We start from the raw sequence: 26,095 nt of genomic DNA, 5'->3' as shown, positions 1-26,095 counted from the left end.
ATGGGTCAATACCGGGACAATCCGGAAGCCCTGCGCCGGCTGGTGCAGGACGAGCAGGTCCATCGGGACGTCTATCTCGATGAGGAGGTCTTCGCGCTGGAAATGGAGCGGCTCTGGTCACGGGCGTGGGTGTACGTCGGTCACGACAGCCAGGTGCCGCAAGCCGGCGACTTCATCACGGCGGACATCGCGGGGCAGCCCGTCATCATGGTGCGGCAGCCCGATGGCACGGTGAAAGTCCTGCGCAACCGGTGCGCACACAAGGGCGCCCGGCTAGTTTCGCAGGCCAGCGGGAATGTCGGTCGCTTCTTCCGTTGCCCGTATCACGCGTGGACGTACAAGACGGATGGCGCGCTGCTGTCGATACCGCTGCGGCAAGGCTACGAGGGCACCAGCCTGGATGCCTGCCCCGCGAGCCAGGGCATGGGGGCGTTGCGGCACGTGGCGAGCTATCGCGGTTTTGTGTTTGCCCGCCTGGCTGACGACGGTCCGGCGTTCCACGCGTACTTTGGCGAGGCGCTGACGTCCATCGACAACATGGCCGATCGCGCGCCGGAGGGCGAGCTTGAAGTCGCGGGGGGCGTACTGCGCTACACCCACGACTGCAACTGGAAGATGTTCATCGAGAACCTGAACGACACCATGCACCCCATGGTGGCGCACGAGTCGTCTGCGGGCACGGCAAGACAGCTGTGGGCCGGCAAGCCGCACGACGAGCCCCTGCCGATGGCGATCGAACAGCTGGTGCCCTTCACATCGGGCTATGCGTTCTCCGACGAGATGGGCGTGAGGGTGTTCGCCAACGGGCACAGTTACACGGGAGTCGGCACGGTGTCATTGCATGCCAATTATGTCCGCATGCCCGAATACGAGGAGCGCATGGCCGAGGTCTATGGTGTGACACGTGCCGCGGAGATCCTCGCAACGGTGCGGCACAACACCGTCTTCTATCCGAGCCTGACCATCAAGGGCGCCATTCAGGCGATCCGCGTAGTGCGGCCGGTGGCGCCCGGCAAGACGATCGTGGAATCGTGGACTTTCCGCCCCAAGGGTGCGCCGGAGGACCTGTTGCGCCGTACGCTGATGTACACGCGACTGATCAACTCGCCGATGTCCGTAGTCGGCCACGACGACCTGCACGCCTACCGCGCGATGCAGGAAGGGTTGCGTGCGGGCGGCAATGAGTGGGTGAGCCTGCACCGCAACTTCGATGCCTCCGAAGTCGGGCAGGAGGACACCACCGCCAACGGCACGAGCGAAATCTCCATGCGCAATCAGTTCCGCGCATGGGCCCGATACATGTCACCGGAAATCCAGTCAGGAGATAAAACAAAATGAGCCAGCCCCAACTCACGACGCTGCCCGCACGGGATGACCTGATCGCCTTCGTCTATGAAGAAGCACGGCTGATCGACGACAAACGCTTCGACGATTGGCTCGCGCTCTTCGCGGACGACGGCCGCTACTGGATTCCGCTCGTGCCGGGCCAGCAGGATGGCATTAACCACGCGTCGCTGATGTACGAAGACCGCCTGCTGCTTCAACTGCGCATCGAGCGCATGCGCAGCCCGCGTGCTTTCTCCCTGCAGCCGGAAAGCCGTTGCCTGCACGTGCTGCAGAGTCCGGAAGTGGTGGTGCAGGACCACGAGAGCGGTACGTACCTCACGCGCACCCGCTACATCTACGTGCCGAGCACACCCTTGTGCTGCGCGACGGCATGCTGAAGGTGCGGCAGAAACGGGTCAACCTGCTGAACTGCGACGCCGCATTGCCCTCGGTCCAGCTTTTTATGTAGAGCTACCGGCGGCGCGCGGCGCGCCGCTGAATACCCAGTCTGCTTCTGTCGCGGTAAGCGCAAGAGTCGGTTAGTTCAAATACGATACGTATTCCTTCTTCAGCCAGTTAAATCATGGCGGAATCGATATTGTGTCACCCGTTGCCTCGTGCGAGAATTATGTAATCCAGATTAATTTCGATCGACCGTGATGCTAAAAATCGCTGCCAAATGGTTCGAGTGCAAGCAGTTAGACGACGACGTCTATCTGTTCTGGGAGCCACATGTGATTCCCTTGTTCCGGTGCAACATCTGGTACGTGCGTGGCCGTGATCGCGATCTGATTATCGATTCTGGAATGGGCTTTTCGAGCCTCAAGGAGGCCGGCAAGCACCTGTTTGGCAAACGCACGGCAGCGATCGCGACGCACGCGCATCTCGATCACGTGGGCAATCTTCACGAGTTCGACGAATGCATGGTCCATCGGCTCGAGGCGCCGGGGCTGCGTAATCCGCAATGGTCATATACGCTCGCGGACGACCGCTTCAATCCCGAGTACTTCAAGAGTGCATTTGCCGATTTCCCTTACGAGGGCTCCGTGGTGGATGCGTTGCCGCACGCGGGATATGAACTCGCGAGCTGGCACATCAAGCCAGCTCATGTGACACGCGAACTCGTCGACGGCGACATCATCGATACGGGCGACCGGCATTTCGAGGTGCTGCATCTGCCGGGGCATTCACCGGGCAGCATCGGCCTTTGGGAAGCGCGTACACAAACGCTATTTTCGGGGGATGCGATCTATGATGGCCCGTTGATCGACGACCTTCATCACTCGTCGGTGCCCGATTACGTGAAGACCATGCAGCGTCTCGCGCGTTTGCCAGTCAAGGTCGTCCACGGCGGCCATGACGCGAGCTTCAGCAGGGAGCGGCTCCTCGAACTCGTTGGTACGTATCTCAAGCGCGTCGGTGCGTGAGTGGGGGGCGCCGCATGCCGGCGCTCGCTTCGATGCCGCTCAGAAGGCGTAAATGAACTGCATGGCGAACAAGTCATTCGCCTTGGCATACGATCCATCATTGCGGAGGAAGACCCGGTTGTTTGCCCAATCGTGCCGATACTCGACCTTCACCGTAATCTGCTGCGTCGGATAGAAGAGCAGATTCAGCGCAACGTCCTGACGAACCGCCCCCTTGCATTCGAATCCGAGGCCGCCGTTTGCCTTCGAGTTTGCCAGGCAGTCCGCGCCAATGCCAAAGCCGTTGTAAGGGTCCATGCCGTTGCCGTTCAGGAATATGCCCCCACCCCCACCACCGTTCTGGCTATTGACGAGGAAGTCGTAGCGCGCGGTGGCGCCCATGCGGCCAACGACCGGCATCGAGAACTTGCGGTGTGCCAGCAATGACAAGCCATACCACTGTGCATTGCCGCCATTGAACGCGGCGCGTTGCTGCGTGCCATAGTCGGCCTCGGCATTGAACTGCGCATCGGCAAGCGTGTAAGTGGCGTCGAGCTCGCCGAATATGAAGTATCCGCCCGAACTCGATGCCTGGCCGCCCGCTCCATAAACGGTGCGGCCTGTCACCGGATCGTGGGCGCTCGGCAACGTCTGCCGGCCGATGGTGAACGAGCCACCGGTGTCGAGCGCCGTGGACCACGTATAGTCCGCTCGCGCGGCGAAGCTCGGCACGCGGTTGCTTGTCGTGACAGGGTCGCCAAGCGCATTCTGTCCTGTCTGCGTGACGGCGCCGTAGGTCCGGGCCTGTTCATTGCCGAGCATGAACTTCCAGGACCAGTTACTGGCTTGGGGCGTGTAATTGAGGCCGACGCCGACGTAGGCTGCCGGGTCCGAGAAGTCATAGAGCAGGTTATGGGTCAGAGTCAGCGTTTGCGTGGACAGCTGATATTCATATCCGCCGAACGCGCTCATCAGTCCGGCAAGGAAGGTCGTCGTGCCCGACAACGGCACGGTGACGAATGCCGTGTTGAGAATGTTGTTGCCAATGTTGCCATGCTCGTTTGCCAGCAGCGAAATGCCATTGCCCCGATTGGGCATCAGCGAGAATTCGGCCGATGGCGCCATGGGGCCGACACCGAACGTCTTCTTGATGTTGAGGTAGACGTCGCCGATCGTGCCGTTGAAGTACGTATAGGATGACTCGTGATTCGCGAAGAGAAACGACGAGGTCCTGGCGGCCCGGTTATAGACGTACGCGGGATCGATATATCCGGTCACCGAAAGTCCGGCGAGCGGTCCCGAGGTGGCGGCATCGGAGAGCGAGTCGACTTTCAGCTGCTGGCTCGCGAGCTGCTGCTTCATGTCGGCGACGTCGTCGTTGGTCAGCCTTGCAGGCGCGTTTCCGTAGCCGGATGCCGACGCATCGACGATTTGTGGCGCGTTTGCAGCGGGCGGTTTTGCGGCGAGTTCGGCCTTCAGCGACTCCACCTCCTTCTGCAGCGCCTTGAGTTCTTGCTGCAGTCCTTCGATCCGCGCGGAGATCGGATCGGCTGTCGCGAGACACGGGACGGTGCCGCTCACGAACAGGCAGATCAGTTTCCATCGCATGGGAAGTCTCCTTACTGTGTGGCCTTTTAAAGGGCAAAGCGAGTCCCTATCCGGGCCCAAATCGGTTGGCGTCGGGGGGGAGTGGTGCAGCCGCCCGCCAAGGCTTGCCGGCGAAGCGGCAAGCCATTAGTCAGTTCGCGACGGTGTCGTCGGGGGCTGAAGTGCTGTTATGGCGGCGTGCCGCCGCCGTGTGACAGGCGCGACCTTAGCGGCCGTCCTTCAGTTGCGACCAAAGACGCGTTTCCAGACGCTTGATTGCCGCGGGCAGCGGCTGTTGCATGAACAGCGTTGCAAGGACCTCGGGCTTTGGATAAACCATTGGGTCGTCGAGCAGCTCGGGTTTGACGAACTTCGAAGCGGCGCTGTCGGCGTTGGGGTAGTAAATCGTGTTGGTTATCGCTGCGTGAACTTCAGGCCGCTCGATGTAGTTGATCCACTTGAGCGCCGCGTCCGGATGAGGCGCGTCCTTCGGGATCGCCATCATCTGGAACGAGACCGGTGCACCGCTCTTCGGTATGACGTACGCCAGCACGATATCTTTGTGTGCCTCGCGCACGCGGCTCGCAGCCATCTTGACGTCGCCCGACCAACTCACCCCGAAGCAGATGTCCCCGCCGGCGAGGTCATTGATCCATGAATAAAGGGCGAATTGCGTCACATAAGGGCGAATGCTCTTCAGCAATTCATAGGCGGCCTGATAATCAGCCGGATTGTGACTGTTCGGATCCTTGCCGAGATAGTGCAGGGCGATGGAAAACATGTCGGTCGGCGAGTCGAGCAGCGAGACGCCGCAGCTCTTCAACTTGCTCAGGTATTCCGGCTTGAACAGGACGTCCCAGTTGTCGAGCGCGACGGAGGGTCCGAGTGCCTTGCGCGCCTGGCTGACGTTGTACGCGAGACCGGTCGTGCCCCATGCCCAGGGCACGCCGTATTGATGTCCCGGGTCGGCCGCGTCGGTCAGCTTCAACAGTTGCGGATCCAGGTTGGCAAGGTTCGGCAGCCTGGACTTGTCCAGCTTCAGGTAGATCCCCGCGGCCGCTTGCGCACCGAGGTAGCTCGACGAAGGCACGACGATGTCGTAGCCAGACGAACCGGTAAGCAGCTTCGCCTGCAACGTATCGTCGCTATCGAACACGTCGTAGCGGACGTGGATGCCTGTCTCCTTCTCGAAGTTTGGTACGGTATCCTGAGCGATAAAATCGTCCCAGTTATAGACGTTGAGTGTGTTCTCGTCTGCGAGCGCTGTCGTCGCGAATGCACAACAGGTGAGCAAGGCGAGCGCTATCCGTAAATTCGGTGCTGGCATGATGTCTCCGATAGGGTCTATGGTCGTTATAGTGAGTTGGCGCGTTCAGGGGTGGGGTTGCTTGCGCATGAGGAACAGAATGTCGGCCGCGAGATGCGCGGCCGCGAGCGCGGTGACATCGCTCTGATCGTAGGACGGCGCCACTTCCACGACGTCGGCGCCGACAAGCTGAATCCCGTCCAGCTCGCGCACGATCTCCAGTGCCTGCGCCGAGGAGAGTCCGCCCGCGACGGGCGTGCCGGTGCCCGGGGCGAAGGCAGGATCGAGACAGTCGATATCGAAGGTCAGATACACGGGGGCATCGCCTACCACCTCGAAAATCCGGTCGACCACAGCTGCTGTGCCGTGACGATGCACCCAGGGGGCATCGAGTACGCGTACACCCATGAAGTCGCTGTTCCAGGTCCGGATGCCGACCTGAACCGACCGCGCCGGATCGATCAGGCCTTCGCGGATCGCCTTGTAGAACATCGTGCCGTGATTGAGCGAATCCGCGTGCTCGTCGGGCCATGTATCGCAATGCGCGTCGAAATGAATCAGCCCGAGGGGGCGGCCGAAACGTTCGACGTGTGCGATCAACAGAGGGTATGTGATGTAGTGGTCGCCGCCCAGCGTCAGCATCTTGGCCCCTGAGGCAAGGATAGTGCGGGCGTGGGCCGCAATGGCATCGCGGATCGTCCACGGCCGATGCGCATCGAACCAGCAGTCGCCATAGTCGATCACGTTCAGTGCGTCGAGCGGCGCAAGGCCCCATGGATAAATGCCCAACTCCGCCAGTTGTACCGAGGCCGCACGCACGGCAGCGGGGCCGAGGCGCGCGCCGGGGCGGTAGGTGGTTGCAAGGTCGAGCGGCACACCGGAAATGGCAACGTCGACGCCGATGAGATCACGGCTATAGGGGCGACGCAAGAATGACAGCGGTCCGGCGTAGGTCGGCGAAGCGGGGTCTTGCTGCTGCGGGGAACGATTGGTTGCTTGCGCGGAGTCGGTGGCGAATGGGTCTTTTTGCAAGGCGGAGGTCATGATCTCGGTATGTAAGGTGCCAGTAAATCGATTCATATGACTTGTCGTCTTTTCAGACGGAATTCCATAAACGCTATGATTCGCCGGACACAATTGATATAAAAGCGAAGGATTTTTCTGGAACGATCGATTTCGTTCATACCTCGATGCGAAGACTTCCACCTCTCCAGGCATTGCTGGCCTTCGATTCGGCGGCCCGACTGGGCTCGTTCACACGTGCGGCTCAGGAGCTGTCGCTGACCCAGTCCGCGATTAGCCATCAGATCCTTCAACTCGAGGAATGGACCGGGCAATCTCTCTTTTTGCGTGTGGGCCGGGGCGTCGTGTTGACCGCGGCCGGCAAGCTGTTTGCGCAGACAGTGGCCGGCGCGCTCGCGCTGCTGAGCGACGGCCGCGAGAGGATCGAGCCGTATGGCAACCCCGATTCGGTGCTGCTCTATTGCCCGCCGGAATTTGCCTCGGGCTGGCTGATTCCGCGCATGGACGAACTGACGGCCGCGATGCCGAACGTCGAGATCTGGCTGGTGACCGATATGGAGGTCACCGAGATCGACCGCGTCGACATCGATCTCGTGATATCGGCCAAGCCGATCAAGTCGCCGGATGTCGAATGCCTGCTGCTGATGGAGCAAGAAAAAGTGGCGATCTGCGGACCCGAGACTGCGAGCCGGCTGTATCACGCGCCGTTTCCCGAGGTGCTGGCGCGTGCACCGCTGCTCGTGCACGAACAATCACAGGAATGGGCACCCTGGTTGCCCGAACTGCGGCGCAGCGGTCTGCAAACCCGGCGCGTCATGACGAGTGCCGATCCGCATTTGCTCGTGGCGGCTGCGCAGCGGGAGGCCGGCATTGCCATGGTCTCGCAGCTGTTCGCGAGCGAAGCGCTGGCGCAACAGCGCGTATGCCGACTGCCACAGGTGCCTGGGGTTGCAATGCCGCCTCTGTGGCTCATGAAATCGAAGCTGCCCGCGCGCTCGACGGCGGTCGAGCCCGCCTTCCGATGGATTGCATCGGCATGCGGTGCCTGCGTCGATGATGCGTCCACGCCGATGCAGTGATTTCACAACACATCAAGCACCGCGGCGCGCGAGATCAACAGATCGATGCACGTTTTCCGCGTTCATCTTGACCATCGGAAAATCTGTGGTATCGTTCCCAAATCAAAATCGATAAGCGAACAGGAGACCAGCCATGGAGTCCCTCAACGGACGCAGGCCGACCGTCATCGACGTAGCGAAGCGTGCAGGGGTCTCCAAAAGTACTGCGGCACGGGTGCTGTCGGACGCGCCTAACATTTCCGATTCGGCGAGAGAGCAGGTGCTGCTGGCTGCGAAAGCGCTGGGCTACACACGTAATGAACTGGCGGTCAGCATGCGTTCGGGCCGCAGCGGCATGCTGGGGCTTGTCTTGCCGGACATCGCGAATCCGTTTTGGGGCGAGGTTGCGCGGGGTGCACAGGATCGGGCCGCGGATGCAGGGGTTTCCATCCTGATCTTTTCGTCCAACTGGAGCGCGGAAAAGGAAAGGATGCATTTGAGCACCATGATGCAGGCGCGTGTCGATGGCGCGATCATTAATCCGGTCGCCGACCAACTCGGCGATCTCGAGCGTTTTGGATTGCCTTGCATCATGATTGGATCGAGCGCGGAGCGGTTTCCCGACAGTGCTTCGATTGGCTCGGACATTGCACAAGGCGTGGCTCTGGGCATGGATTACCTGCGTTCCAAAGGCCATCTTCGGCCCGCCCTCATCGTCGGACAGTGCACGCGCCTTGCCCGTGCGCGGTTTTTGCGCGCGGTACACGAACATTGCATCAAGCATGACATCGATCCCGTCACCCTGCCCGTGGAAGACGCCGACTACACGACGGAAGGCGGCGCACTCGCTATGCGACGTTTGCTGGAGCGGCATGAGGGCGGACATCTATGTGTGTTCGCCGCGAACGACCTCATGGCGCTCGGGGCGATGGGCGCCGTTCGAGAAACGGGTTTGCATTGTCCACAAGATGTGTCGATTCTTGGCTTCGACGGCATTCAAGCGGGCGCATTCGCGTGGCCAGGACTCACAACGATAGAAAAGCCCGCTCGTCAGATCGGCGCCGAGGCCGTCGCGCAACTCCTCAAACGCGATGTCGAGGCAGCCCAAGGCTCGCGGATTTATCTGCCATGCACGTTAACTGAACGTGGATCGATCGCCGATCTGCGTCGCAAATCGATGCGCGACTCCGTGGCATCAGGGGAGAGGCGCTGAGTCGCGACGACATCGATATATTTTTTCTGCAGGGTGGGAACGTTCCCATATTCATGACAAAGCCAAAACTTATTGGAGGAGACAGGAACCATGTTGACCGTTCAACCAATCGTCCAACCGCCCGGCAGAACATATCTCCGGCCGATGCTGACCATCGGCATGCTGTACTTCGTGACCGGGGCCTTCAGTTGGCTAAACGGGCCGTTAACCGTCTTCGTCAAATTGGCCTTCAGGCTTGATGACGTTCAGGCGCTCCTGATTACCGTCGTCTTCTATCTACCGTACTTCCTGTTCGCATTGCCGTATGCCGCTGCGCTGAAGCGAATCGGGATGAAAAGAGGGATGGCGGCGGGCCTGGGCGTCATGTCGATCGGTGCGCTGTCCTTCAGCTGGTTCGTTGGTGCGCACAGCTACCCCGGCGTACTTGCAAGCCTTTTGGTGATCGGAACCGGCCTGTCCCTGATGCAGACCGCCTACAACCCGTACGTCAGCATTCTGGGGCCGATCGACAGCGCGGCGCGGCGTGTGGCTACCATGGGAATCTGCAACAAGACCGCGGGTATCCTTGCCCCCTACGTATTCGGCGCATTGGTTATGGGTAGCGTGGGCGAATTCGTCAGCCGGGTCAAAGCGGCGCCGACAGCAGCACATGCCGACGCTCTGCTCAACGCATTTGCCGCCAGACTGCACGGACCGTATCTCACGCTCGCGGCCATTCTCGCGGCGCTCGCCATTTTCATCGCATTTTCGTCTCTCCCCGACATCAAGCCATCGGAAGTCAATGTCGCTGAGCGCAGTAGTCATTCCGCGCGCAGCATCTTTTCATTTCCTCATCTTTGGTTTGGAGTGCTTTGCATCTTCACGTACATAGGCGCTGAAGTGCTGGCCGGTGACGCCATCGGCCTATACGGGCAAAGCCTGAATCTGCCGCTCGACGCAACCAAACACTTCACCTCTTACACGATGTCCGCGATGCTCGTTGGCTACCTGGTCGGGCTCGTTCTCGTGCCGCGCTTTATCTCGCAGCAGCGCTATCTGGTCGTCTCCGCACTCATTGGCGTGCTGCTCAGCGTTTGCGCATATCTCTCTGACGGCTATACGTCGATTGCGTTCATCGCTGCACTGGGTTTCGCGCACGCGATGATGTGGCCGGCGATTTTTCCGCTCGCGATCAAAGGACTGGGACGGTTTACCGAAACCGGATCGGCATTGCTGATTATGGGAATTGTGGGGGGAGCCGTGATGCCCCAACTCTTTGCACACCTGAAGCGAGTGTATGACTTTCAGTTTGTGTACATGGTGCTAACCGTGTCGTGCTACCTGTACATCATGTACTACGGCTTCCATGGCCATATGGTGGGCAGGCGGGAATCGAGCGTAACGAGCAGGTCCCAAACGCAACGGACCCGACACGGCAGCGGCGAAAACAAGGACAAGGAAAACGTATGAGCATTGCCCACCAGTCACTGCAGGACCGTATCCGTGGACTTCTGTACGGGATCGCGTACGGCGACGCGCTCGGCGCCACGGTCGAGAAGCTTTCGGCGTCGCAAATCCGTGAGCGCTTCGGGCGAGTCACTTCGATCAATACCGAATGGCACCGCGCGAAAGATGACGAAGCCGGCCGTAAGGGACGCATACGTGGAGGCGGCATTGTCACCGACGACACCTTCATGGTGCTAGCGCTGATGAGTGTGTACAACGAGGTCGGTCGGCACCTCGACGCGTGGGATATGGCCGATGCAATGGTGCGCCAGATCGCCTGGGTTCCGCGATGGATACCCGAACTGCAGCGCGAGACGGTGCTGATCGAGCGATTGTTTTATCCGGAGAAATGGATCTATTTGCGGCATCAGCTTGCTTCCTGCGATCCGCGTCAAGGAGGAATCGGGAACATGGTCAACTGCGGTGCGGCCATGTACATCGCGCCGATCGGCGCGATCAACGCCGGCGATCCCAAGGGCGCCTATGACGAAGCGATCGCATTTGCCAGCGGGCATCAGGAGAGCTATGGGCTCGAAGCAGCCGGTGTGCTCGCCAGTGCGGTAGCCGCGGCGTTCGTGCCTGGCGTCGCGATCGAAGCGGTTGTCGAGGCAGCGCTCGGCGTCGCAAAGGACGGCACGCGTGCAGCGATTGACGCGATCGCCGATGCCGCAGTGCGACTGCGCGGCAAAGACTACGAGACGGTGGTCACGGAATTTCACCGGATCATCGGACGCTTCTCGCCGATTGGTGACGATGTCGAGCATACCGCGAGAAAAGCCGGTATTGCGTCCGACGCCTATCGGCCCTCGCGGCGTCTTTCGATCGAAGAATTGCCGCTGGCGCTCGGCTTCATCATGACGAACTACGGCGACTTCCATCAGGCGATCGAGGACGGCATCAATTCGGGACGCGACACCGATTCGATTGGCGTGATGATCGGAGCGGTGCTCGGGGCAATGCATGGCAACACCGTGATCGAGGAGCGCATTTGCCGGCAACTTGACGAGGTGAACCGGCTGGATCTGCTGTTCGCGGCCGATTGCTTCGGTCAAACGGTGAAGGCTGTTCACGAGGCGGACCGTGCGTTCGCCGAGAAGAAGTTCAAGGTGCGCGCGGACCTCGCACGGAGGACAGGGAGTCCTGAAGCGTTCGGCACGGAATAGTCAGAACTTATGCCCGGGTGGTCGGTATTCGTATCGATCTCCGTTTTCAAATTGATTAGTACAGCGAGTGATTTAATGAGAGACACTATCCCATTTTCTGCGATTGCAATCGCAATGTTTGCATTGACTGGCATCGCGCATGCACAGTCAAGCGTTACGCTCTATGGGATCGTCGACGATGGCCCCAGTTACACGAGCAATGCGGGTGGCCATGCTGGCTGGCAAATGGTCAGTGGAAGCGCGCAGGGAAGTCGTTGGGGGCTAAAGGGAATTGAAGACCTGGGAGGTGGCCTAACGACGATATTCAGGCTCGAAAACGGCTTCAACATCAATAACGGCACGCTATCGCAGGGCGGACGGGAGTTCGGCCGTCAAGCGTATTTTGGATTGGCCTCGAGCACGCACGGGACGCTGACGCTGGGTCGCCAACTCGACATGATCAATGATTATGTGGCGCCAATGACGGCAAACTCGTCGTGGGGCGGTTATGCCTTCTCGCATCCGTTCGATAACGACAATACGGACGGCTCGTTTCGCATCAACAACGCGATCAAGTACACCAGCGCGAACTATCTGGGCCTAAGTGTCGGGGCGACATACGCGTTCAGCAACACAACGGGTTTCGCGCAAGACCGTGAATACAGCGTGGGGGTTCAGTACACGCACGGTCCTCTGGTAATTGCCGGCGCGTACTCGAACGTCAACGGCCTCGGCACCAGCACGAACGGTGCCGTCACGCCCGACACCGCGCCGTTCGTCGCAGATTCCCAGAAGATAGCTGGCGCGGGAATCAAGTACGCTTTCGGACCTGCGGCAGTCGCCTTCGTTTATACATTTACGGACATCGGCCAGCCCGTAAGGAACAACCTCGTTCGCGCAACACTGAACGGCACCCGCTTGAGATTCAGCAATTATGAAATCAACGGGTCATACCAGGTGACTCCGCAGTTCTCCATGATGGCGATGTACACCTTTACACATGGCGACTACGCCGCGAGCAACGGAACCGTCCGCCCGAACTGGAACGAGATTGGGGTGATGGGCGACTACCTGCTATCAAAGCGCACCGACGTGTATGTCCAGGGCGTGTGGCAGCACGTGAGCGGCGTGGCTGATGACATGGGCGGAATGGGCGGGGCGTTGATACTCGGCAGTGCGGGGCAGTCGAGTACGGCTAGCCAGATGCTCGTGCACGTGGGACTGCGGCACAAATTCTGAGTGCGCTAGCCGGTGGTTTGCCGCAGATCAGTTGGGTGTGGGCGTGGGGCGATGCCGTGCGCCCAGACCGATTCGGGCTCCTGCTGCAACGCCCTTCGGTCCAGAGCCGTTCAGGTACGAAACTCGGATTTCAACGCCTGATAGAGCCGGCTATACCGTTCGAACCGGTCTCTCAGCACGCTCCGAAGTGCTGTCTCAGGCTCGTATCGTTCAAGGACAGCGGGCGCTTTGACCACTGCCGCGAGTTCTTCCCGTGTGCACGCGAGACGAGCGAGGCGACTCGCTCCAAGTGCCGCTCCGAGTTCGCCCCCTTCGTTTCGATTGAGTTCGAAGCCAAGCGCAGAAGCACAGAGTTTTCCCCAGTATGCGCTGCGAGAACCGCCGCCGATCAATGCGGCCGCGGTGAGCGTCGTTCCCGCTTCCCGCAGCGCCGCATATCCATCCGCCATCGCGAACGCGACGCCTTCCATCACGCTGTATGCGAGATGCTGGGGGCCATGCGCCGAACTCATCCCGTAGAAGACACCTTTTGCTGCGGCATCGTTGTGCGGCGTCCGCTCCCCGTTCAAATAGGGAAGGAAAATCGGCGCGATGGCGCTTTGTCCCGAGGGGGCGATTTCGATCAGCTCGGCAACGCTGCTCTTGAGCAAGCCGGACAGCCAGTGCAGGCTTGCCGCTGCGCTGAGGATGACACTCATCTGATGCCAATGCCGCGGCACGCAATGGCAGAAAGCATGGACTGCCTGCGCCGGGTTCGGTGCATAGCTCGGGGTCGCGGCGAAGAGCACGCCCGACGTCCCCAGAGACAGAAACGCATCGCCCGGCCGGGCAACGCCGATGCCAACTGCGCTCGCGGCGTTGTCACCGGCGCCGCCACAAACCGTCACGCTGCCATCGAGGCCCCACTCGCGCTGAAGGTCTCCCCGTAACGGGGCCGCAGGCTCGCTGCCCTCAACCAGCCGGGGCATGTGCTCCCTCGACAACCCGGTCGCGTTGAGCATGCGGTCGGACCAGTCGCGTTTTGCAACGTCGAGCCATAGCGTCCCCGAGGCGTCGGACATGTCGGATGTAAACTCACCCGTCAGACGCCACGCAATGTAATCCTTCGGAAGCAGTACTTTCTGCACTGCACGAAAAACGGCTGGCTCGTACTTCGAAAGCCAGAGCAGCTTGGGCGCCGTGAAGCCCGGCATGGCCTGATTCCCGGTGATGTTGCGCGAGTCGGGCACGAGCGCCTCGAGTTCGACGCACTCCGCGTAGGCGCGCGTGTCATTCCACAGAATCGCCGGACGCAGGACGTTGCCACTGCGATCGAGTAGCGTCGCGCCGTGCATCTGGCCGGAAAGGCCGATCCCGCGCAGCGCCCTGAACGCGCGAGGCTGCTCACTGCGTAGCGCCGCGACGGCGTCGAGCGTAGCGTTCCACCAGTCCTGGGGGCTTTGCTCCGACCACAGGGGGTGAGGGTTATCGACGCGCAGTCGGGCCCGGCTGCTGGCGATGACGTTCGATTCGGCATCGGTGAGCACAACCTTTACCTCGGACGTGCCGAGGTCGATTCCCAGATAACTCAAAGTGTATTCCCGACGGTGAGCGGGCGGCTGCGCCGCCTTGGCGTGGTCTCAGGCCGCTGCCTTGTGAGCGTGTGAGGGGGCGTCGTTGAGCCGGTGCAACGCGCGAAATTTCGAAGGCGGAATCCCTTTTTGCGCGAGAAACTGCCGGTTGAAGTTCGATACGTTATTGAATCCGACGCGGTAACAGATATCGGTCACGCCGAGATCCGAGCACATGAGCAGTTCGCAGGCTTCGTTGAGGCGCAGCCGGTTCTGATACTGCACAAACGTGCAGCCCGTATGCCGCTTGAAGAAGCGCGTAAAGGTGCTGACGCTCATGCTCGACATTTCCGCAACGTCGACTTCACGCAGATTGCCGGCGAGATTCTGCTGGATGTACGACAGCACCTGGTTGATGGTCGACGACATATAGCGCTGCGCACTGACGTTGTATGCCGGACCGGCGAGCAGTTTCCTGCTGGTGCAGGCGATCACAACTGGTCGAGGATCGACATCAGCAGCATCACGCGGCGCGCACCGTGCGCACCTGAAACCTCCTGCATCACAGGGGCAATCGCGAGGCCGAGTGCGTCCGGAAACTGGATACCTCGCGACGCCTGATCGATTAGCGCGATCGCGGGGCTGAGTTCAGCGAATGCCGCGACCATCTTTTCGACTGCATCACGCGAGAACTGCAGCACGAGGTCGCGGGACGGCACGCTCGCGCCGCCGCCGCTGTCTGTCACCCAGTTATGAGGCAGATTCGGGCCCGTCAGCACGATGTTGCCAGGATGGAAGTCCCCGATGTGGTCGCCCACGAAGAACTTGCCCGATGAAGCACGAATGACATGCACTTCGTACTCCGGGTGGAAGTGCCATTTCGCAACCATATGCGGATAGTCGTGCACCCAGGCCCGAAAGGACTCGTCCTGACGGGTATGGACCAATTCGAGATCCGGATTCATTGCTCTCGTCTCCACGGGAATCCTGGCTTCGCGGCCAACACGCGCGCTCGCACGCTAATGTACTCCCACGCCGGGCGCCGCGTGCAGGAGCGGGTCGGGTAGGGGCGCCGCAGCTGCCTCTTCTGCCAGCCCAAGCGACACGTTAGCCCCCGTCGCGACGTCGAAAACATGCAGATCGTGTTCGCGCAACGCGAGTCTGACGTGATCCCCGGTGTGAGGCACGGCATTCGCCGGTACAAGCGCGGTGATACGCTCGCCTGAGCAGTCAACGGTAATGAGCGCTTCTGCGCCCAACACTTCAACCAGCTCCACCGCACCGCTGGGCATGAGTGCATCATCCGCTCTCGCATCATCGGGAATCCATACGAAATTTGGGCGAACCGCCAGCTTGATCGCCTGTCCGTCCTGCAAGCGCTGAAAGCGGTTTGCGCGTAGTTCCCAGTGACCGACGGCAGACGACGCGATGACTCTTTCGCCAGTGCGTTGCACCGAGGCATCGAGAAAATTCATCGCAGGCGTGCCGATAAAGCCCGCACCAAAAATCGTGCGCGGATAGCGGTATAGCTCGGTCGGCGTGCCTTCCTGCTCGATGCGTCCGCCGCGCATCAGAATGACGCGGTCGGCTAGCGTCATCGCCTCGAGCTGGTCGTGCGTCACGTAGACCGTGGTCGTTTTCAGGCGCTGATGCAAGCGTTTGATGTCGGTGCGCAACTGGGCGCGCAACCTGGCGTCGAGGTTCGACAATGGCTCGTCGAACAGGAAGACCGCGGGCGTCTTGATCATCGCCCGGGCGATGGCAGCGCGCTGCTGCTGCCCGCCCGACATGGCGCGCGGCTTGCGCTCGAGCAGCGCATCGAGATTGAGCATGGCGGCCACCTCGCGCACGCGGCGGTCGATCTCGGCCTTGGGCGTTTTGAGGCGCCGCAGGCCAAACGCGATGTTCTCGTACACGCTCATGTGCGGATAGAGCGCGTAGTTCTGAAAGACCATCGCGACATTGCGCTCGCGTGCGGGTACGTCGTTCACGACAGTGCCGCCGATCGAGAGATTGCCTCCCGATATCTCCTCCAGCCCGGCGATCATGCGCAGCATCGTCGACTTGCCGCATCCCGACGGCCCCAGTAGAACGACGAACTCGCCTTCGTCGATGTGCAGGTCGAGTGGATGCAGTACCGGTTGCCCGGCGTCGTACTGCTTCATGAGCCCTTCGCAGACGATAGTCGCCATGATTCAATCCATCTCGATCTGGATCTTCACGTCCTCGGGCCGGCCAGCAGCGGCTTCCTCGAACGCCTTGATGCCGTCTGAAAATGCGAACTTGCGGGAGATGAACGGGTTCACGTCGATCATTCCCGAACTGATGAGGGCCAGCGCCCGCGGAAAAATGTTCGCGTAGCGGAACACGGATTCGAGCCGGATCTCCTTTGCCTGCATCGCTACCACGTCGAGCGCGACCGGGCCTGGCGGCATGCCAACCAGCACCGCGCAGCCGCCCGGACACACGAGGTCCAGCAGCGTCTCGAAGACCTTCGCATTGCCCGAGGCTTCGAACACGACATCGGCGCCCCAGTCTTCGGTCACCTGGCGCACCACGTCCTGGAGCGATTCCACTGCGGCATTCACAGTAGTCACCGCCGGATTGCCCGCGAAATGGCGCAATTTCTCTTTCACGACGTCGGCGAGGATCACGCGCGACGCGCCGCCCGCGAGCGCCGCGAGCGCCGTCATCGCGCCGATGGTGCCTGCACCAATTACGACGGCCACGTCGCCGGGCTTCATCGCGGCCTTCGTGGCTGCTTGCAGGCCGATCGACAAGGGCTCGACGATGGCGCCTTGCGCGAACGAGACGTTGTCCGGAAGTCGGAAAGTGAACGCGGCTGGGTGCACCACGTAGGGAGTCAGGCAGCCATGCACCGGGGGGGTGGCCCAGAACCTCACGGCGGGGTCCAGGTTGTACAGTCCGCGCATGGTGGCACGTGAATCGAACTGCGGCACGCCGGGTTCCATGCAAACGCGGTCGCCAACTTTCAGGTGACCGACTTCGGCCCCCACCTCGACGATCGTGCCCGACGCCTCATGACCGAGCACCATCGGCTGTTCGACCTTGAACGGCCCAATGCGGCCGTGCGTGAAGTAGTGCACGTCACTTCCGCACACGCCAACGGTATGAATGCGAACCTTGACATCCCGTGGCCCGATCGCAAGCGGCAAATCGATGTCCCGCAGGCTCAGGCGTCTAGCTTCTTCCAGTACAAGTGCCTTCACAACATTCTCCTTATTTTCCTTTGACCATTGAGTTCAGGAGGCGAATCAGCACGCCCACGAAGATGATTGGCGGCAGTGCGAGTAGAACTGTCGACGCGTTGATCACGCCCCACGGCACCTCCTGACCGAGCGACGTAAACGCGGATGCGACGACCGGCAGGGTGGCGCTGCGCGAGGACGTCAGCGCAAGTCCCATCATCAGTTCGTTCCAGACCAGCACGAAGCTGAAGATGATGCCGCCCAGCAGTGTGTTGCCACAGGTCGGCAAGGCAATGCGCCAGAACACGGCGTAAGGTCCATAACCGTCGAGCGTGGCGGCTTCCTCGATCTCGCGCGGCATGCGCTGGAACACGGGTATCGAGAGCCATGTGATGGTGGACAAGGTCGTTAGCAGATAGGTGACGATCATCGAGAACCGCGTGTCATACAGCCCGAGGTCCACCCAGATCGCGATGAGCGGAATCGCTACCGCGACCGGCGGCAGGAAACGCAGCGACAGCAGGAAGAACTGGATGTCGCGTTTTGCCGGAACGTGAAAACGCGCGATCACATAGGCTGCTGGCACGCCAAGCACCGTGCCCAGGATGACCGCGGTGCCCACGATGACCGAACTGTTCTCCAGTGCGATCAGCACCTCCGGGCTCGAAATCACCTGCCGGTAATTGTCCAGAGTGGGCGTGAAGATGAAACGCGGCGTGGGTGTGACGATATCGAGCAGGTTCTTCAGTGAATTGAGCACTGCCCAGAGGACGGGGAACACCGCCGCGACGGCGAGCGCTACACCGAGCAGCAGAATCGTACTGCGGGAGATCAGTCTTCCCATTTGTTCACCCGCTTCCAGATAAGCGTGAAAATCAAGGTCGTGGCGACCATCATCAGGACCGCCATGCTCGACGCGTACGACACCTTTCCTGCGAGGCCGATTCCCTGGGAGTACGCGTACATGTCCAGCGTTTCGGTGGATACGCCCGGGCCGCCTTTGGTCATCACGTAGATCAGGTCGAACGAGCGCAGCGATTCCACCATCTTGATGAACACGAGACTCATGATCGGCGCCTTCAGCATTGGCAGCGCGATGTATGCATAAACCTGCCATGTGCTCGCATAGTCGAGCCGTGCGGCTTCGAGCGGCTCGGGCGGCAGCGTCTCGAGCAGCTTCAGCACCACCACGGAAAAGAACAGTCCCCATTGCCAGATATCGACCAGCGCGACCGCATAGAGCGCAAGCGCCGGGTCAGAGAGAAAGGCCGTGTTCGTGATGCCAAAGAGGCCGATCAGCCAGCTGAGAATGCCATTGAGCGGCGAGTACATGAACTTCCAGATAAACGCCGCAGAAACACGTGGCAACAGCACAGGGATGATCAACAGCACACTGATGGCATTGCGCAACCGGCCGTGCACATGCTCGAACAGATAAATGGCAACGACGATTCCGAGCGCGACCGCGCCTAGCACCGTCACGACCTCCCAGATGGCCGAGACCTCGATGGAGTTGATGAAGCGCCGATCGGCAGCAAGGCGCACGAAATTGCGCATCCAGACGAACTCGCTGTCCGGGTAGCGCAACACGCGATTGCGGAGCGCGAGGTTGATCGCCGCGATGGTAGGCACGAATCCCAGGACCGCCATCGCAACGAGAGGCGGCACCAGAAATACGAACGGAAGGCTAGTCTTACCGCGATTGAACATTCAGCTCTCCAGCTTCGAATACGCGGGAGCGCATGCCGCCGCTCCGTTGCACAGAAGGGATTCGCGCGCCTCGCGCGCGTCCCCGCGGTGCCCCTCACTTGCGCGCATGCTCCATGGCATCTTCCGCGTACTGGGTCGAATCGTTGAGCGCGCCCTGAATGTCCTTTTGGGTGCCCGTAAAGATTTCCTCGAGCGCCACGCCAAGGTTGTCACCGATATCCGGCCATTGGGGGCTTGGCCAGAACGTAACCTTCGACACCGGCGTCGTATCCTTCAACCCGGCGAGAATCTGCGGTTTGACATGCTTCTGGAAATAGTCGCTTTCGACTGTGCTCGTGCGGTTGTAGTCGCTGAACACGTTGTCGCGCAGGCGCGCCTGTTCCTGCTCCTTGCTCGTTGCCCACGCAATGAACTTGCCGGCTGCCTGGCGGGCGCATTCGTCCTTTGCGCCGACTGCAGAAATGGCCAGACCATGCCCGTAAGCGGCGGATGGCAGCGGTGAGGGCGGTCTCGCGTAGCCGACCTTGTCGGCGACACTCGACTTGGTGGAGTCTTCCATCCAGTCGGCGAACGGCGTCGACTCGATCATGAACGCCACCTTGCCAGAGCGGAATGCTTCGAGTGCGTTGCTCCAGTCATAGGTGGTGGAGCCCGGCGGCGCATACTTGAAGAGGTCCGTGTAAAGCTGCGTGGCCTTGACGGCAGAGGGTGAATTGAATGCGGGTTGCTGCTGCTTGTCGGTCCATGTGCCGCCTTCGGCGAGCATGAACGGCGCCCAGCGCCAGACGTTCATGCCGGAGCCGCGCTGGCCTCGCGCAACCCAGCCGTACAGGTTCGGCGGCGCGTTGAGTTTCTTGATGTCGGCAACCAGTTCGTCGAGCGTGCGCGGCACCGGCATATGCGCTTTTTCGAGAATATCCCGGCGATAAAACAGGAAGTCGGAACCGCCGATGAGCGGCGCGAAATACGCGACGCCCTTATAGCTCGCGACAGCGCGACGTCCGGGCAGGAAGTCGTTGTAGTCGGCTTCCTTGGGGTAGTACTTCAGCAGGGGCACGATCCAGCCCGCCGTCGCGAACTCGGAGACATTCGCCTCATCCACGTAGTAGACCTGGTATGAGCCGGCGCCGGTCGACGCGTCGAGCCGCGATTTTGCACGGCGGTCGTTCTCTCCAAAATAGCTGATCTCGATCTTCGTTCCGGTCTTTTTCTCGTAGTCCGGCAAGGATTTTTCCATCACGGTAAGGCCGAGACTTTTCTGCGCGAGCACCTTGATGACAGGAACATTGCACGACTGCGCGACCGACACGACAGGCAGGGTCGCGCCCAGCAACGCACACAGTGCGGAATAGTGGAACCTTTTCACTGCCGTCTCCTGGAAGGTTTTAGTTCGAGTGGTTTGTTATCGGCCGGTGGAGTTTGCGTGCCGGTAGATAGCGAGCGTAAGTTAGCACCGGCCTGGCGCGCCAGCCACGCCAAAACGGGGCAGCGGTTCTGTACTTTTTGCTCAGTTTTTGTGTGCAGCGCAAAATTTTGTGTCGAACCGAGAGCGTGGTTATGTGCTCTGGCAGGGCGCGATTTCGGCTCGATGGGTGGTTCGGGGATCGTCGCGCGCACAGCCTTTCGCTTTCTCACGCGACAGATCACCCCGATTCTGATCATAAGTATCCCTATGTAATTATTGTAGTCGCGAGGACAAAATCCACTGGAGATCAGGTTGGCAAGACAATTCGCGAAGGCACAGATAGGTATTTACACCAATGCCAAAACGTGTATCGGAGAAGGCGAATTTTTCATTGGAAGGTTATCGGGCTTCTCCATAGACTGTGCCGAACCCATTGATCGAGCGCTGTCTCGAGGCAAGGGGCCGAGTCGACGACGTTCTTGCCTTAGCCGGCATTGCCCGGAAATTCAAGTCTAACGAGACAGGGGAGCGGAATACTTGCGTTTTGGCTAAAGCATCCATTCGATCGGTGATTCGAACAGCATCAGGCTGTGGCGAAAAATAGTAATTAGAAACTCGTACATCGGAGACAGAATAATGAAGCTGGTCAGAAAGATCGCACTACGTACGATGGTGGGGGCGGCGTTCACGATTGCTGCCGGGACAAGCGCATTCGCACAGGGCAAGCCGATTACGCTTGGGTTCTCCCAGGTTGGCGCCGAAAGTGCATGGCGCACGGCAAACACCGTGTCGGTGAAAGCGGCAGCCAAGGATGCCGGCGTCAACCTGAAGTTCTCGGACGCCCAGCAGAAGCAGGAAAACCAGATCAGGGCGATCCGCTCGTTCATCGCGCAGAAGGTCGACGTTATCGCGTTTTCGCCTGTCGTCGAATCCGGCTGGGAGCCGGTGCTCGAAGAGGCGAAGCGTGCAAAGATTCCGGTCGTCCTCACCGATCGCGCGATCGACGTAAAGGATCCCTCGCTGTACGTGACGATGATCGGCTCCGACTTCATGGAAGAGGGGCGGCGCGCAGGCCACTGGCTCGAGGAGCGTTACAAGAACGAGCCGGGTCCCATCAACATCGCAGAACTGCAAGGGACGGTCGGTTCCGCGCCAGCCAACGATCGTCATGCGGGCCTGATGGAAGTGATCAAGAGCGATCCGAAGTTCAAGGTGATCGCGTCGCAAAGCGGTGACTTCACGCTTGCGGGCGGCAAGCAGGTAATGGAAGCGTTTGCGAAGACGTACGGCAAAAAGATCAACGTGGTCTATGCCCATAACGACGATATGGCGCTCGGAGCAATCCAGGCCATGGAAGAAGCAGGCATCAAACCGGGCAAGGATGTCACGGTCGTTTCCTTCGACGCGACGAAGGGTGGCTTCCAGGCCATGGTGGACGGGAAGATCAACGTGGACGTCGAATGCAGCCCGTTGCTCGGTCCTCAGTTGATGGCCGCGGTGAAGGACATCGTGGCCGGCAAGCAGGTTGCGCGGCGCATCGTCACCGACGAAGGCATCTTCCCGATGAATGTCGCTGCGCAAGTCATGCCGAGCCGAAAGTACTGATCTGCACGTCATATCTAGCCGCTGACGGGCGCGCTCGGGAGCGTCACTCCTGAGCGCGCCGGCTCGTCCCCGACACCACTGCCGAGGCCGTCCGCGGATCTCGCGAACATCATGAAGCCTTTACCCATACTCGAAATGACCGGCATCGACAAGACGTTCCCGGGCGTCAAGGCGTTGCAGCAGGTCGATTTTCGGCTGTTTCCCGGTGAGATTCACACGTTGATGGGCCAGAACGGCGCGGGCAAATCAACGCTCATCAACGTGCTCACGGGCGTATTCGCACACGATCGCGGCGAAATCTGCCTCGCTGGGAAGCCGGTTCGCTTCACCGCGCCGCTGGACGCCGAAGCCGCCGGCATCCAGACGCTCTATCAGGAAGTGAACCTCTGCCCGAACCTTTCAGTGGCGGAGAACATCTTCGCCGGCCGGCACCCCAAGAAGCGCGGAGCAATCGACTGGAAAGCGATCAACGTGCAGGCGCGGGACGCGCTGGCCGCTCTGGATCTTTACATTGATGTCACGCGCTCACTGGATTCCTACCCGATCGCGGTCCAGCAGATGGTGGCAATCGCGCGCGCCGTCTCCGTCGACGCGAGCGTGCTCATTCTCGACGAGCCCACGTCAAGTCTCGATGACGGCGAAGTCGCGCGGCTTTTCGCTGTGCTGCGCCGCTTGAAGGAATCGGGAATGGCGATTCTGTTCGTGACGCATTTTCTTGAGCAGACCTATGCCGTGTCGGATCGCATCACCGTCATGCGTAATGGCGCACGAGAAGGCGAGTACCTGGCAAAGGACTTGCCCGTCGACGTGCTGGTCGCAAAGATGACTGGCCGCGAAGGCATGAATGAGGCAATGAAGGCTGGCGCATCGGACGGACCACACCCGGATGCAGCGGCAACCCCCTTTCTTTCCATGCAGGGTGTGGGTCGGCGTGGATTGATGAGTCCCGTCGATCTCGACGTGTGTCCAGGCCAGATCGTCGGCCTTGCTGGACTGCTCGGTTCTGGCCGCACCGAAACAGCGCGGCTGGTGTTCGGCGCGGAACGCCCGGACACTGGGACGATGTTGATCGACGGACATCGCGCGAAGCTCACTTCGCCGCGTGACGCTGTGCGACATGGCATTGCCTATTGCCCCGAGGATCGAAAAAAAGAAGGAATCGTAGCGGCATTGTCGATCCGGGAAAACATTGTTCTGGCGTTGCAGGCACGACGTGGATGGTGGCGCATGCTGAGTTACGCCCGCCAAAGAAAAATGGCCGATGAATACATCGCGCAACTCGGGATCAAGGCACGCGACGCAGAGCAGCCCATCGGCCTGCTCTCGGGGGGAAACCAGCAAAAGGTGCTGCTCGCCCGCTGGCTCGCGACCGAGCCGAAACTGTTGATTATGGATGAGCCAACGCGCGGTATCGACGTCGCCGCGAAGTTCGAGATCATGGACCGTGTGCGTTCGCTTTGCGCGAAAGGCCTCGCAATTCTCTTTATCTCTTCTGAAATGAGCGAGGTGGTTCGCGTCAGTCACAGGATTGCTGTCCTGCGCGACCGTCGCAAGGTCGCCGAGATCGCGGGCGATCGCCTCTCGGAGGATCAGGTGTATCAACTCATCGCAGGAGGCGAGTCATGAAACCGGTTCGCGCGCTGGTGCGGCATCAACTGGTCTGGCCCGCCATCACACTCGTCTTGCTGATTCTTCTGGACGTGGCGCATCGCGCAAGCTTTCTCTCTGTGACAGTCCTCGACGGTCATCTTTTCGGTGCGCCGATCGACATCCTCAATCGTGCTGCGCCGCTCGTGATGGTCTCCCTCGGCATGACGCTCGTCATCGCGACGCGAGGCATCGACATCTCGGTCGGAGCAACGGTAGCCATTGCGGGCGCGGCCGCCGCGATCATCCTCGAGGCGGATCCGTCGCGCGTTGGCATGGCGCTTGGGGCGGCGATTACCGTCGGACTGTTGGCCGGGATGTGGAACGGTCTGCTTGTCGCGCTCGTCGGGATGCAGCCGATCATCGCCACACTCATATTGATGGTCGCAGGGCGGGGCGTCGCACAGTTGCTGACCGGCGGCCAGATTATTCCCATCGGTGCACCTGGCTACCTCAGGCTGGGAGATGGATATCTGGCGATGGTTCCCTGCTCGGTCTGGATCGCGGTCGTCGTGACGCTCGCGCTCGCGCTTCTGGTGAACCGCACCGCGCTCGGACTCTTTGTCCGCTCCATTGGCGTCAATCCTGTCGCAACGCGGCTGGTCGGGCTGCGTTCCGGCGCGATCGTCTTCGGCGTGTATGTCATCTGTGGGTTGATGGCGGCGCTCGCCGGGATCATCGCCAGCTCGAACGTACGGAGTGCCGATGGAAACAATGCGGGTCTGTTGCTCGAACTCGACGCGATTCTGGCCGTGACGCTCGGCGGGACGTCGTTGCTTGGCGGCCGCTTCAGTCTTGGCGGCACGGTGCTCGGCGCATTGATCATCCAGACGTTGACCTACACGACCTATTCGATCGGTGTGCCGCCGGAAGCAACGCTCGTTGTCAAGGCGATTGTCGTGGTCGCGGTGAGTGTCATTCAGTCGGAGGTTGCGCGTGCGCTGGTTGTCAGGCAGGTGAAACATCTTCTTTCCCCGGCGCGCGAACGCGCATCCACCGGAACGAGTCCATCATGAGAAAGCTGACTGGTCGTCTGGCCGATCCGAGAACCCTGCCCATCGTCGCAACGATCGTGCTGTTCGCCGCGCTGTTCGGGTTTGGTTCTGTCATGTACACCGGCTTCTTTTCGATGCAGGTTTTGACGGGCCTGTTCGTTGACAACGCGTTTCTGCTCGTCGTGGCGATTGGCATGACGTTCGTGATCCTGTCGGGGGGCATCGACCTGTCGGTCGGCGCTGTGGTTGCCCTGACCACGATACTGTGCGCTGTGGGCGCGCAGTGGCTGCATTGGCCCATCTGGGTCGTCGTGCCGATCGTGCTGGTTTTCGGCGCGCTCTACGGTGCCGCGATGGGAGCGCTGATTCACTTCTTCCGCCTGCAGCCGTTCATCATCACGCTCGCGGGCATGTTCCTGGCTCGCGGCGCATGCTTCCTGATTACGACGGAATCGATCACAATCGACGAGCCGACGTTCCATGCTGTCGCGTCTCTGAATATTCCGGTCGGCGGCGGCTCCCTCAATGCCGGATCGCTGGTTGGCATTGCGACGCTCGTGATCGCCATTTTCATCGCGCACTTTACGCGCTTCGGGCGCAACGTTTATGCAATTGGCGGCAATGAGCGCTCTGCGCTCCTTATGGGCTTGCCAGTCGCAAGAACGAAGATCGCAGTGTATGCGTTGAGCGGCTTCTGCTCGGCGCTGGGCGGGGTGATCTTCACGCTGTATGTGCTTTCCGGGTACGGACTGCAGGCACAGGGGATGGAACTCGATGCGATCGCTGCAACGGTGATCGGCGGAACGTTGTTGACCGGCGGGGTCGGCTACGTAATTGGCTCGCTATTCGGCGTCGGCATCCTCGGCACCATCCAGACGCTGATCACCTTCGACGGCACGTTGAGTTCGTGGTGGACGCGCATCGTCATCGGCGCATTGCTCTGCGTGTTCTGTCTGCTGCAGCGGATCATCGAGCGGCACGCGGGTCGACGCCGCAAGGGCGGCACAGATCTCGCGTCGACCTCGGCCGGGCCATCGCACGGTGGGCAGCGGGGGCGGGATAAGCGCGGTCGCGGTGATCTCGTCACGACGACCTGAACGTCTCAGGTTGATATCCAGTCTGGCCGAACGAGAGGGGAGAACATGCTCGAGTTGCGGGAAACGGATTTACGAGAGCCAGGCTTCGGGAA

Annotated in this window: 20 protein-coding genes and 2 pseudogenes; 12 read left to right on the top strand and 10 right to left on the bottom strand. The window is 60.6% G+C overall.

The genetic code is table 11. The features are described 5' to 3' along the window. The 3 genes and pseudogenes from BFD71_RS26570 (at position 1) to BFD71_RS26560 (ending at position 2,753) form a co-directional block, all read left to right on the top strand. Complete coding sequence (locus BFD71_RS26570; RefSeq protein ID WP_069267294.1) at positions 1-1,338, top strand: aromatic ring-hydroxylating dioxygenase subunit alpha; 1,338 nt, start codon at positions 1-3, stop codon at positions 1,336-1,338. Next, positions 1,335-1,795 (top strand): annotated as a pseudogene (locus BFD71_RS26565) (aromatic-ring-hydroxylating dioxygenase subunit beta). Before BFD71_RS26570 ends, BFD71_RS26565 begins: the two are co-directional and overlap by 4 nt. Positions 1,796-1,985: 190 nt before the next feature. After that, on the top strand, positions 1,986-2,753 hold the full coding sequence (locus tag BFD71_RS26560) for an MBL fold metallo-hydrolase (protein WP_069267293.1): 768 nt from the start codon (positions 1,986-1,988) through the stop codon (positions 2,751-2,753). Between the two features lie 39 nt (positions 2,754-2,792). Here the strand turns inward: BFD71_RS26560 and BFD71_RS26555 are convergent, their stop codons facing one another. The 3 genes from BFD71_RS26555 to speB form a co-directional block, all read right to left on the bottom strand. Continuing rightward, positions 2,793-4,340, bottom strand: a complete 1,548-nt coding sequence (locus BFD71_RS26555) for a DUF3138 family protein (protein WP_069267292.1) — start codon at positions 4,338-4,340, stop codon at positions 2,793-2,795. A gap of 205 nt (positions 4,341-4,545) precedes the next feature. Then, complete coding sequence (locus tag BFD71_RS26550) at positions 4,546-5,646, bottom strand: polyamine ABC transporter substrate-binding protein (RefSeq protein WP_069267291.1); 1,101 nt, start codon at positions 5,644-5,646, stop codon at positions 4,546-4,548. 45 nt (positions 5,647-5,691) lie between these two features. Beyond that, the gene (gene speB, locus BFD71_RS26545; protein WP_368606089.1) at positions 5,692-6,705 is read right to left on the bottom strand and encodes an agmatinase; all 1,014 of its coding nucleotides are present in this window, start codon (positions 6,703-6,705) and stop codon (positions 5,692-5,694) included. Between the two features lie 5 nt (positions 6,706-6,710). Between speB and BFD71_RS26540 the strand changes: the two genes are divergently transcribed. The 5 genes from BFD71_RS26540 to BFD71_RS26520 all read left to right on the top strand — a co-directional run bounded on the left by BFD71_RS26540 (position 6,711) and on the right by BFD71_RS26520 (position 12,785). After that, the gene (locus tag BFD71_RS26540; protein ID WP_141710806.1) at positions 6,711-7,727 is read left to right on the top strand and encodes a LysR family transcriptional regulator; all 1,017 of its coding nucleotides are present in this window, start codon (positions 6,711-6,713) and stop codon (positions 7,725-7,727) included. 133 nt (positions 7,728-7,860) lie between these two features. Then, on the top strand, positions 7,861-8,919 hold the full coding sequence (locus tag BFD71_RS26535) for a LacI family DNA-binding transcriptional regulator (RefSeq protein WP_069267288.1): 1,059 nt from the start codon (positions 7,861-7,863) through the stop codon (positions 8,917-8,919). Positions 8,920-9,009: 90 nt separating this feature from the next. Then, positions 9,010-10,368: a sugar MFS transporter gene (locus BFD71_RS26530; protein ID WP_069267287.1), complete on the top strand. Its 1,359-nt coding sequence runs from the start codon at positions 9,010-9,012 to the stop codon at positions 10,366-10,368. Then, a complete protein-coding gene (locus BFD71_RS26525) occupies positions 10,365-11,567 on the top strand; it encodes an ADP-ribosylglycohydrolase family protein (protein ID WP_069267286.1) in 1,203 nt (400 codons plus the stop codon). Before BFD71_RS26530 ends, BFD71_RS26525 begins: the two co-directional genes overlap by 4 nt. Positions 11,568-11,642: 75 nt before the next feature. Then, positions 11,643-12,785 carry a porin gene (locus BFD71_RS26520; RefSeq protein ID WP_069267321.1) on the top strand — a complete coding sequence of 381 codons (1,143 nt, stop codon included), beginning with the start codon at positions 11,643-11,645 and terminating at the stop codon, positions 12,783-12,785. Positions 12,786-12,895: 110 nt separating this feature from the next. Here BFD71_RS26520 and xylB read toward each other — a convergent pair whose 3' ends face one another. The 7 genes and pseudogenes from xylB to BFD71_RS26485 form a co-directional block, all read right to left on the bottom strand. Further along, positions 12,896-14,356: a xylulokinase gene (xylB, locus tag BFD71_RS26515; protein ID WP_069267285.1), complete on the bottom strand. Its 1,461-nt coding sequence runs from the start codon at positions 14,354-14,356 to the stop codon at positions 12,896-12,898. Positions 14,357-14,404: 48 nt separating this feature from the next. Beyond that, positions 14,405-15,300 (bottom strand): annotated as a pseudogene (locus BFD71_RS26510) (AraC family transcriptional regulator). 54 nt (positions 15,301-15,354) lie between these two features. Further along, on the bottom strand, positions 15,355-16,527 hold the full coding sequence (locus BFD71_RS26505) for an ABC transporter ATP-binding protein (RefSeq protein ID WP_069267284.1): 1,173 nt from the start codon (positions 16,525-16,527) through the stop codon (positions 15,355-15,357). 3 nt (positions 16,528-16,530) lie between these two features. Beyond that, complete coding sequence (locus tag BFD71_RS26500; RefSeq protein WP_069267283.1) at positions 16,531-17,565, bottom strand: NAD(P)-dependent alcohol dehydrogenase; 1,035 nt, start codon at positions 17,563-17,565, stop codon at positions 16,531-16,533. Positions 17,566-17,575: 10 nt separating this feature from the next. Beyond that, positions 17,576-18,388, bottom strand: a complete 813-nt coding sequence (locus BFD71_RS26495) for a carbohydrate ABC transporter permease (protein ID WP_069267282.1) — start codon at positions 18,386-18,388, stop codon at positions 17,576-17,578. Then, entirely contained in the window at positions 18,376-19,254 is an 879-nt protein-coding gene (locus tag BFD71_RS26490; RefSeq protein WP_069267281.1) for a carbohydrate ABC transporter permease, read from the bottom strand. The genes BFD71_RS26495 and BFD71_RS26490 overlap by 13 nt, the downstream gene beginning before the upstream one ends. A gap of 94 nt (positions 19,255-19,348) precedes the next feature. Continuing rightward, positions 19,349-20,620 carry an ABC transporter substrate-binding protein gene (locus tag BFD71_RS26485; protein WP_069267280.1) on the bottom strand — a complete coding sequence of 424 codons (1,272 nt, stop codon included), beginning with the start codon at positions 20,618-20,620 and terminating at the stop codon, positions 19,349-19,351. 675 nt (positions 20,621-21,295) lie between these two features. Here BFD71_RS26485 and BFD71_RS26480 point away from each other — a divergent pair. The 4 genes from BFD71_RS26480 to yjfF all read left to right on the top strand — a co-directional run bounded on the left by BFD71_RS26480 (position 21,296) and on the right by yjfF (position 26,003). Further along, a complete protein-coding gene (locus BFD71_RS26480) occupies positions 21,296-22,264 on the top strand; it encodes an ABC transporter substrate-binding protein (protein WP_069267279.1) in 969 nt (322 codons plus the stop codon). Between the two features lie 111 nt (positions 22,265-22,375). After that, entirely contained in the window at positions 22,376-23,890 is a 1,515-nt protein-coding gene (locus tag BFD71_RS26475; protein WP_069267278.1) for a sugar ABC transporter ATP-binding protein, read from the top strand. Next, a complete protein-coding gene (locus BFD71_RS26470) occupies positions 23,887-24,927 on the top strand; it encodes an ABC transporter permease (protein WP_069267277.1) in 1,041 nt (346 codons plus the stop codon). Before BFD71_RS26475 ends, BFD71_RS26470 begins: the two co-directional genes overlap by 4 nt. Then, on the top strand, positions 24,924-26,003 hold the full coding sequence (gene yjfF / locus BFD71_RS26465; RefSeq protein ID WP_069267276.1) for a galactofuranose ABC transporter, permease protein YjfF: 1,080 nt from the start codon (positions 24,924-24,926) through the stop codon (positions 26,001-26,003). Before BFD71_RS26470 ends, yjfF begins: the two co-directional genes overlap by 4 nt. The last annotated feature ends 92 nt before the right edge of the window (positions 26,004-26,095 follow it).

Origin of the sequence: Paraburkholderia nodosa (assembly GCF_001718195.1) — a bacterium.
In the GTDB taxonomy this organism is placed as follows: domain Bacteria; phylum Pseudomonadota; class Gammaproteobacteria; order Burkholderiales; family Burkholderiaceae; genus Paraburkholderia; species Paraburkholderia nodosa_A.
This window is presented reverse-complemented; position numbering and strand designations above follow the sequence as displayed.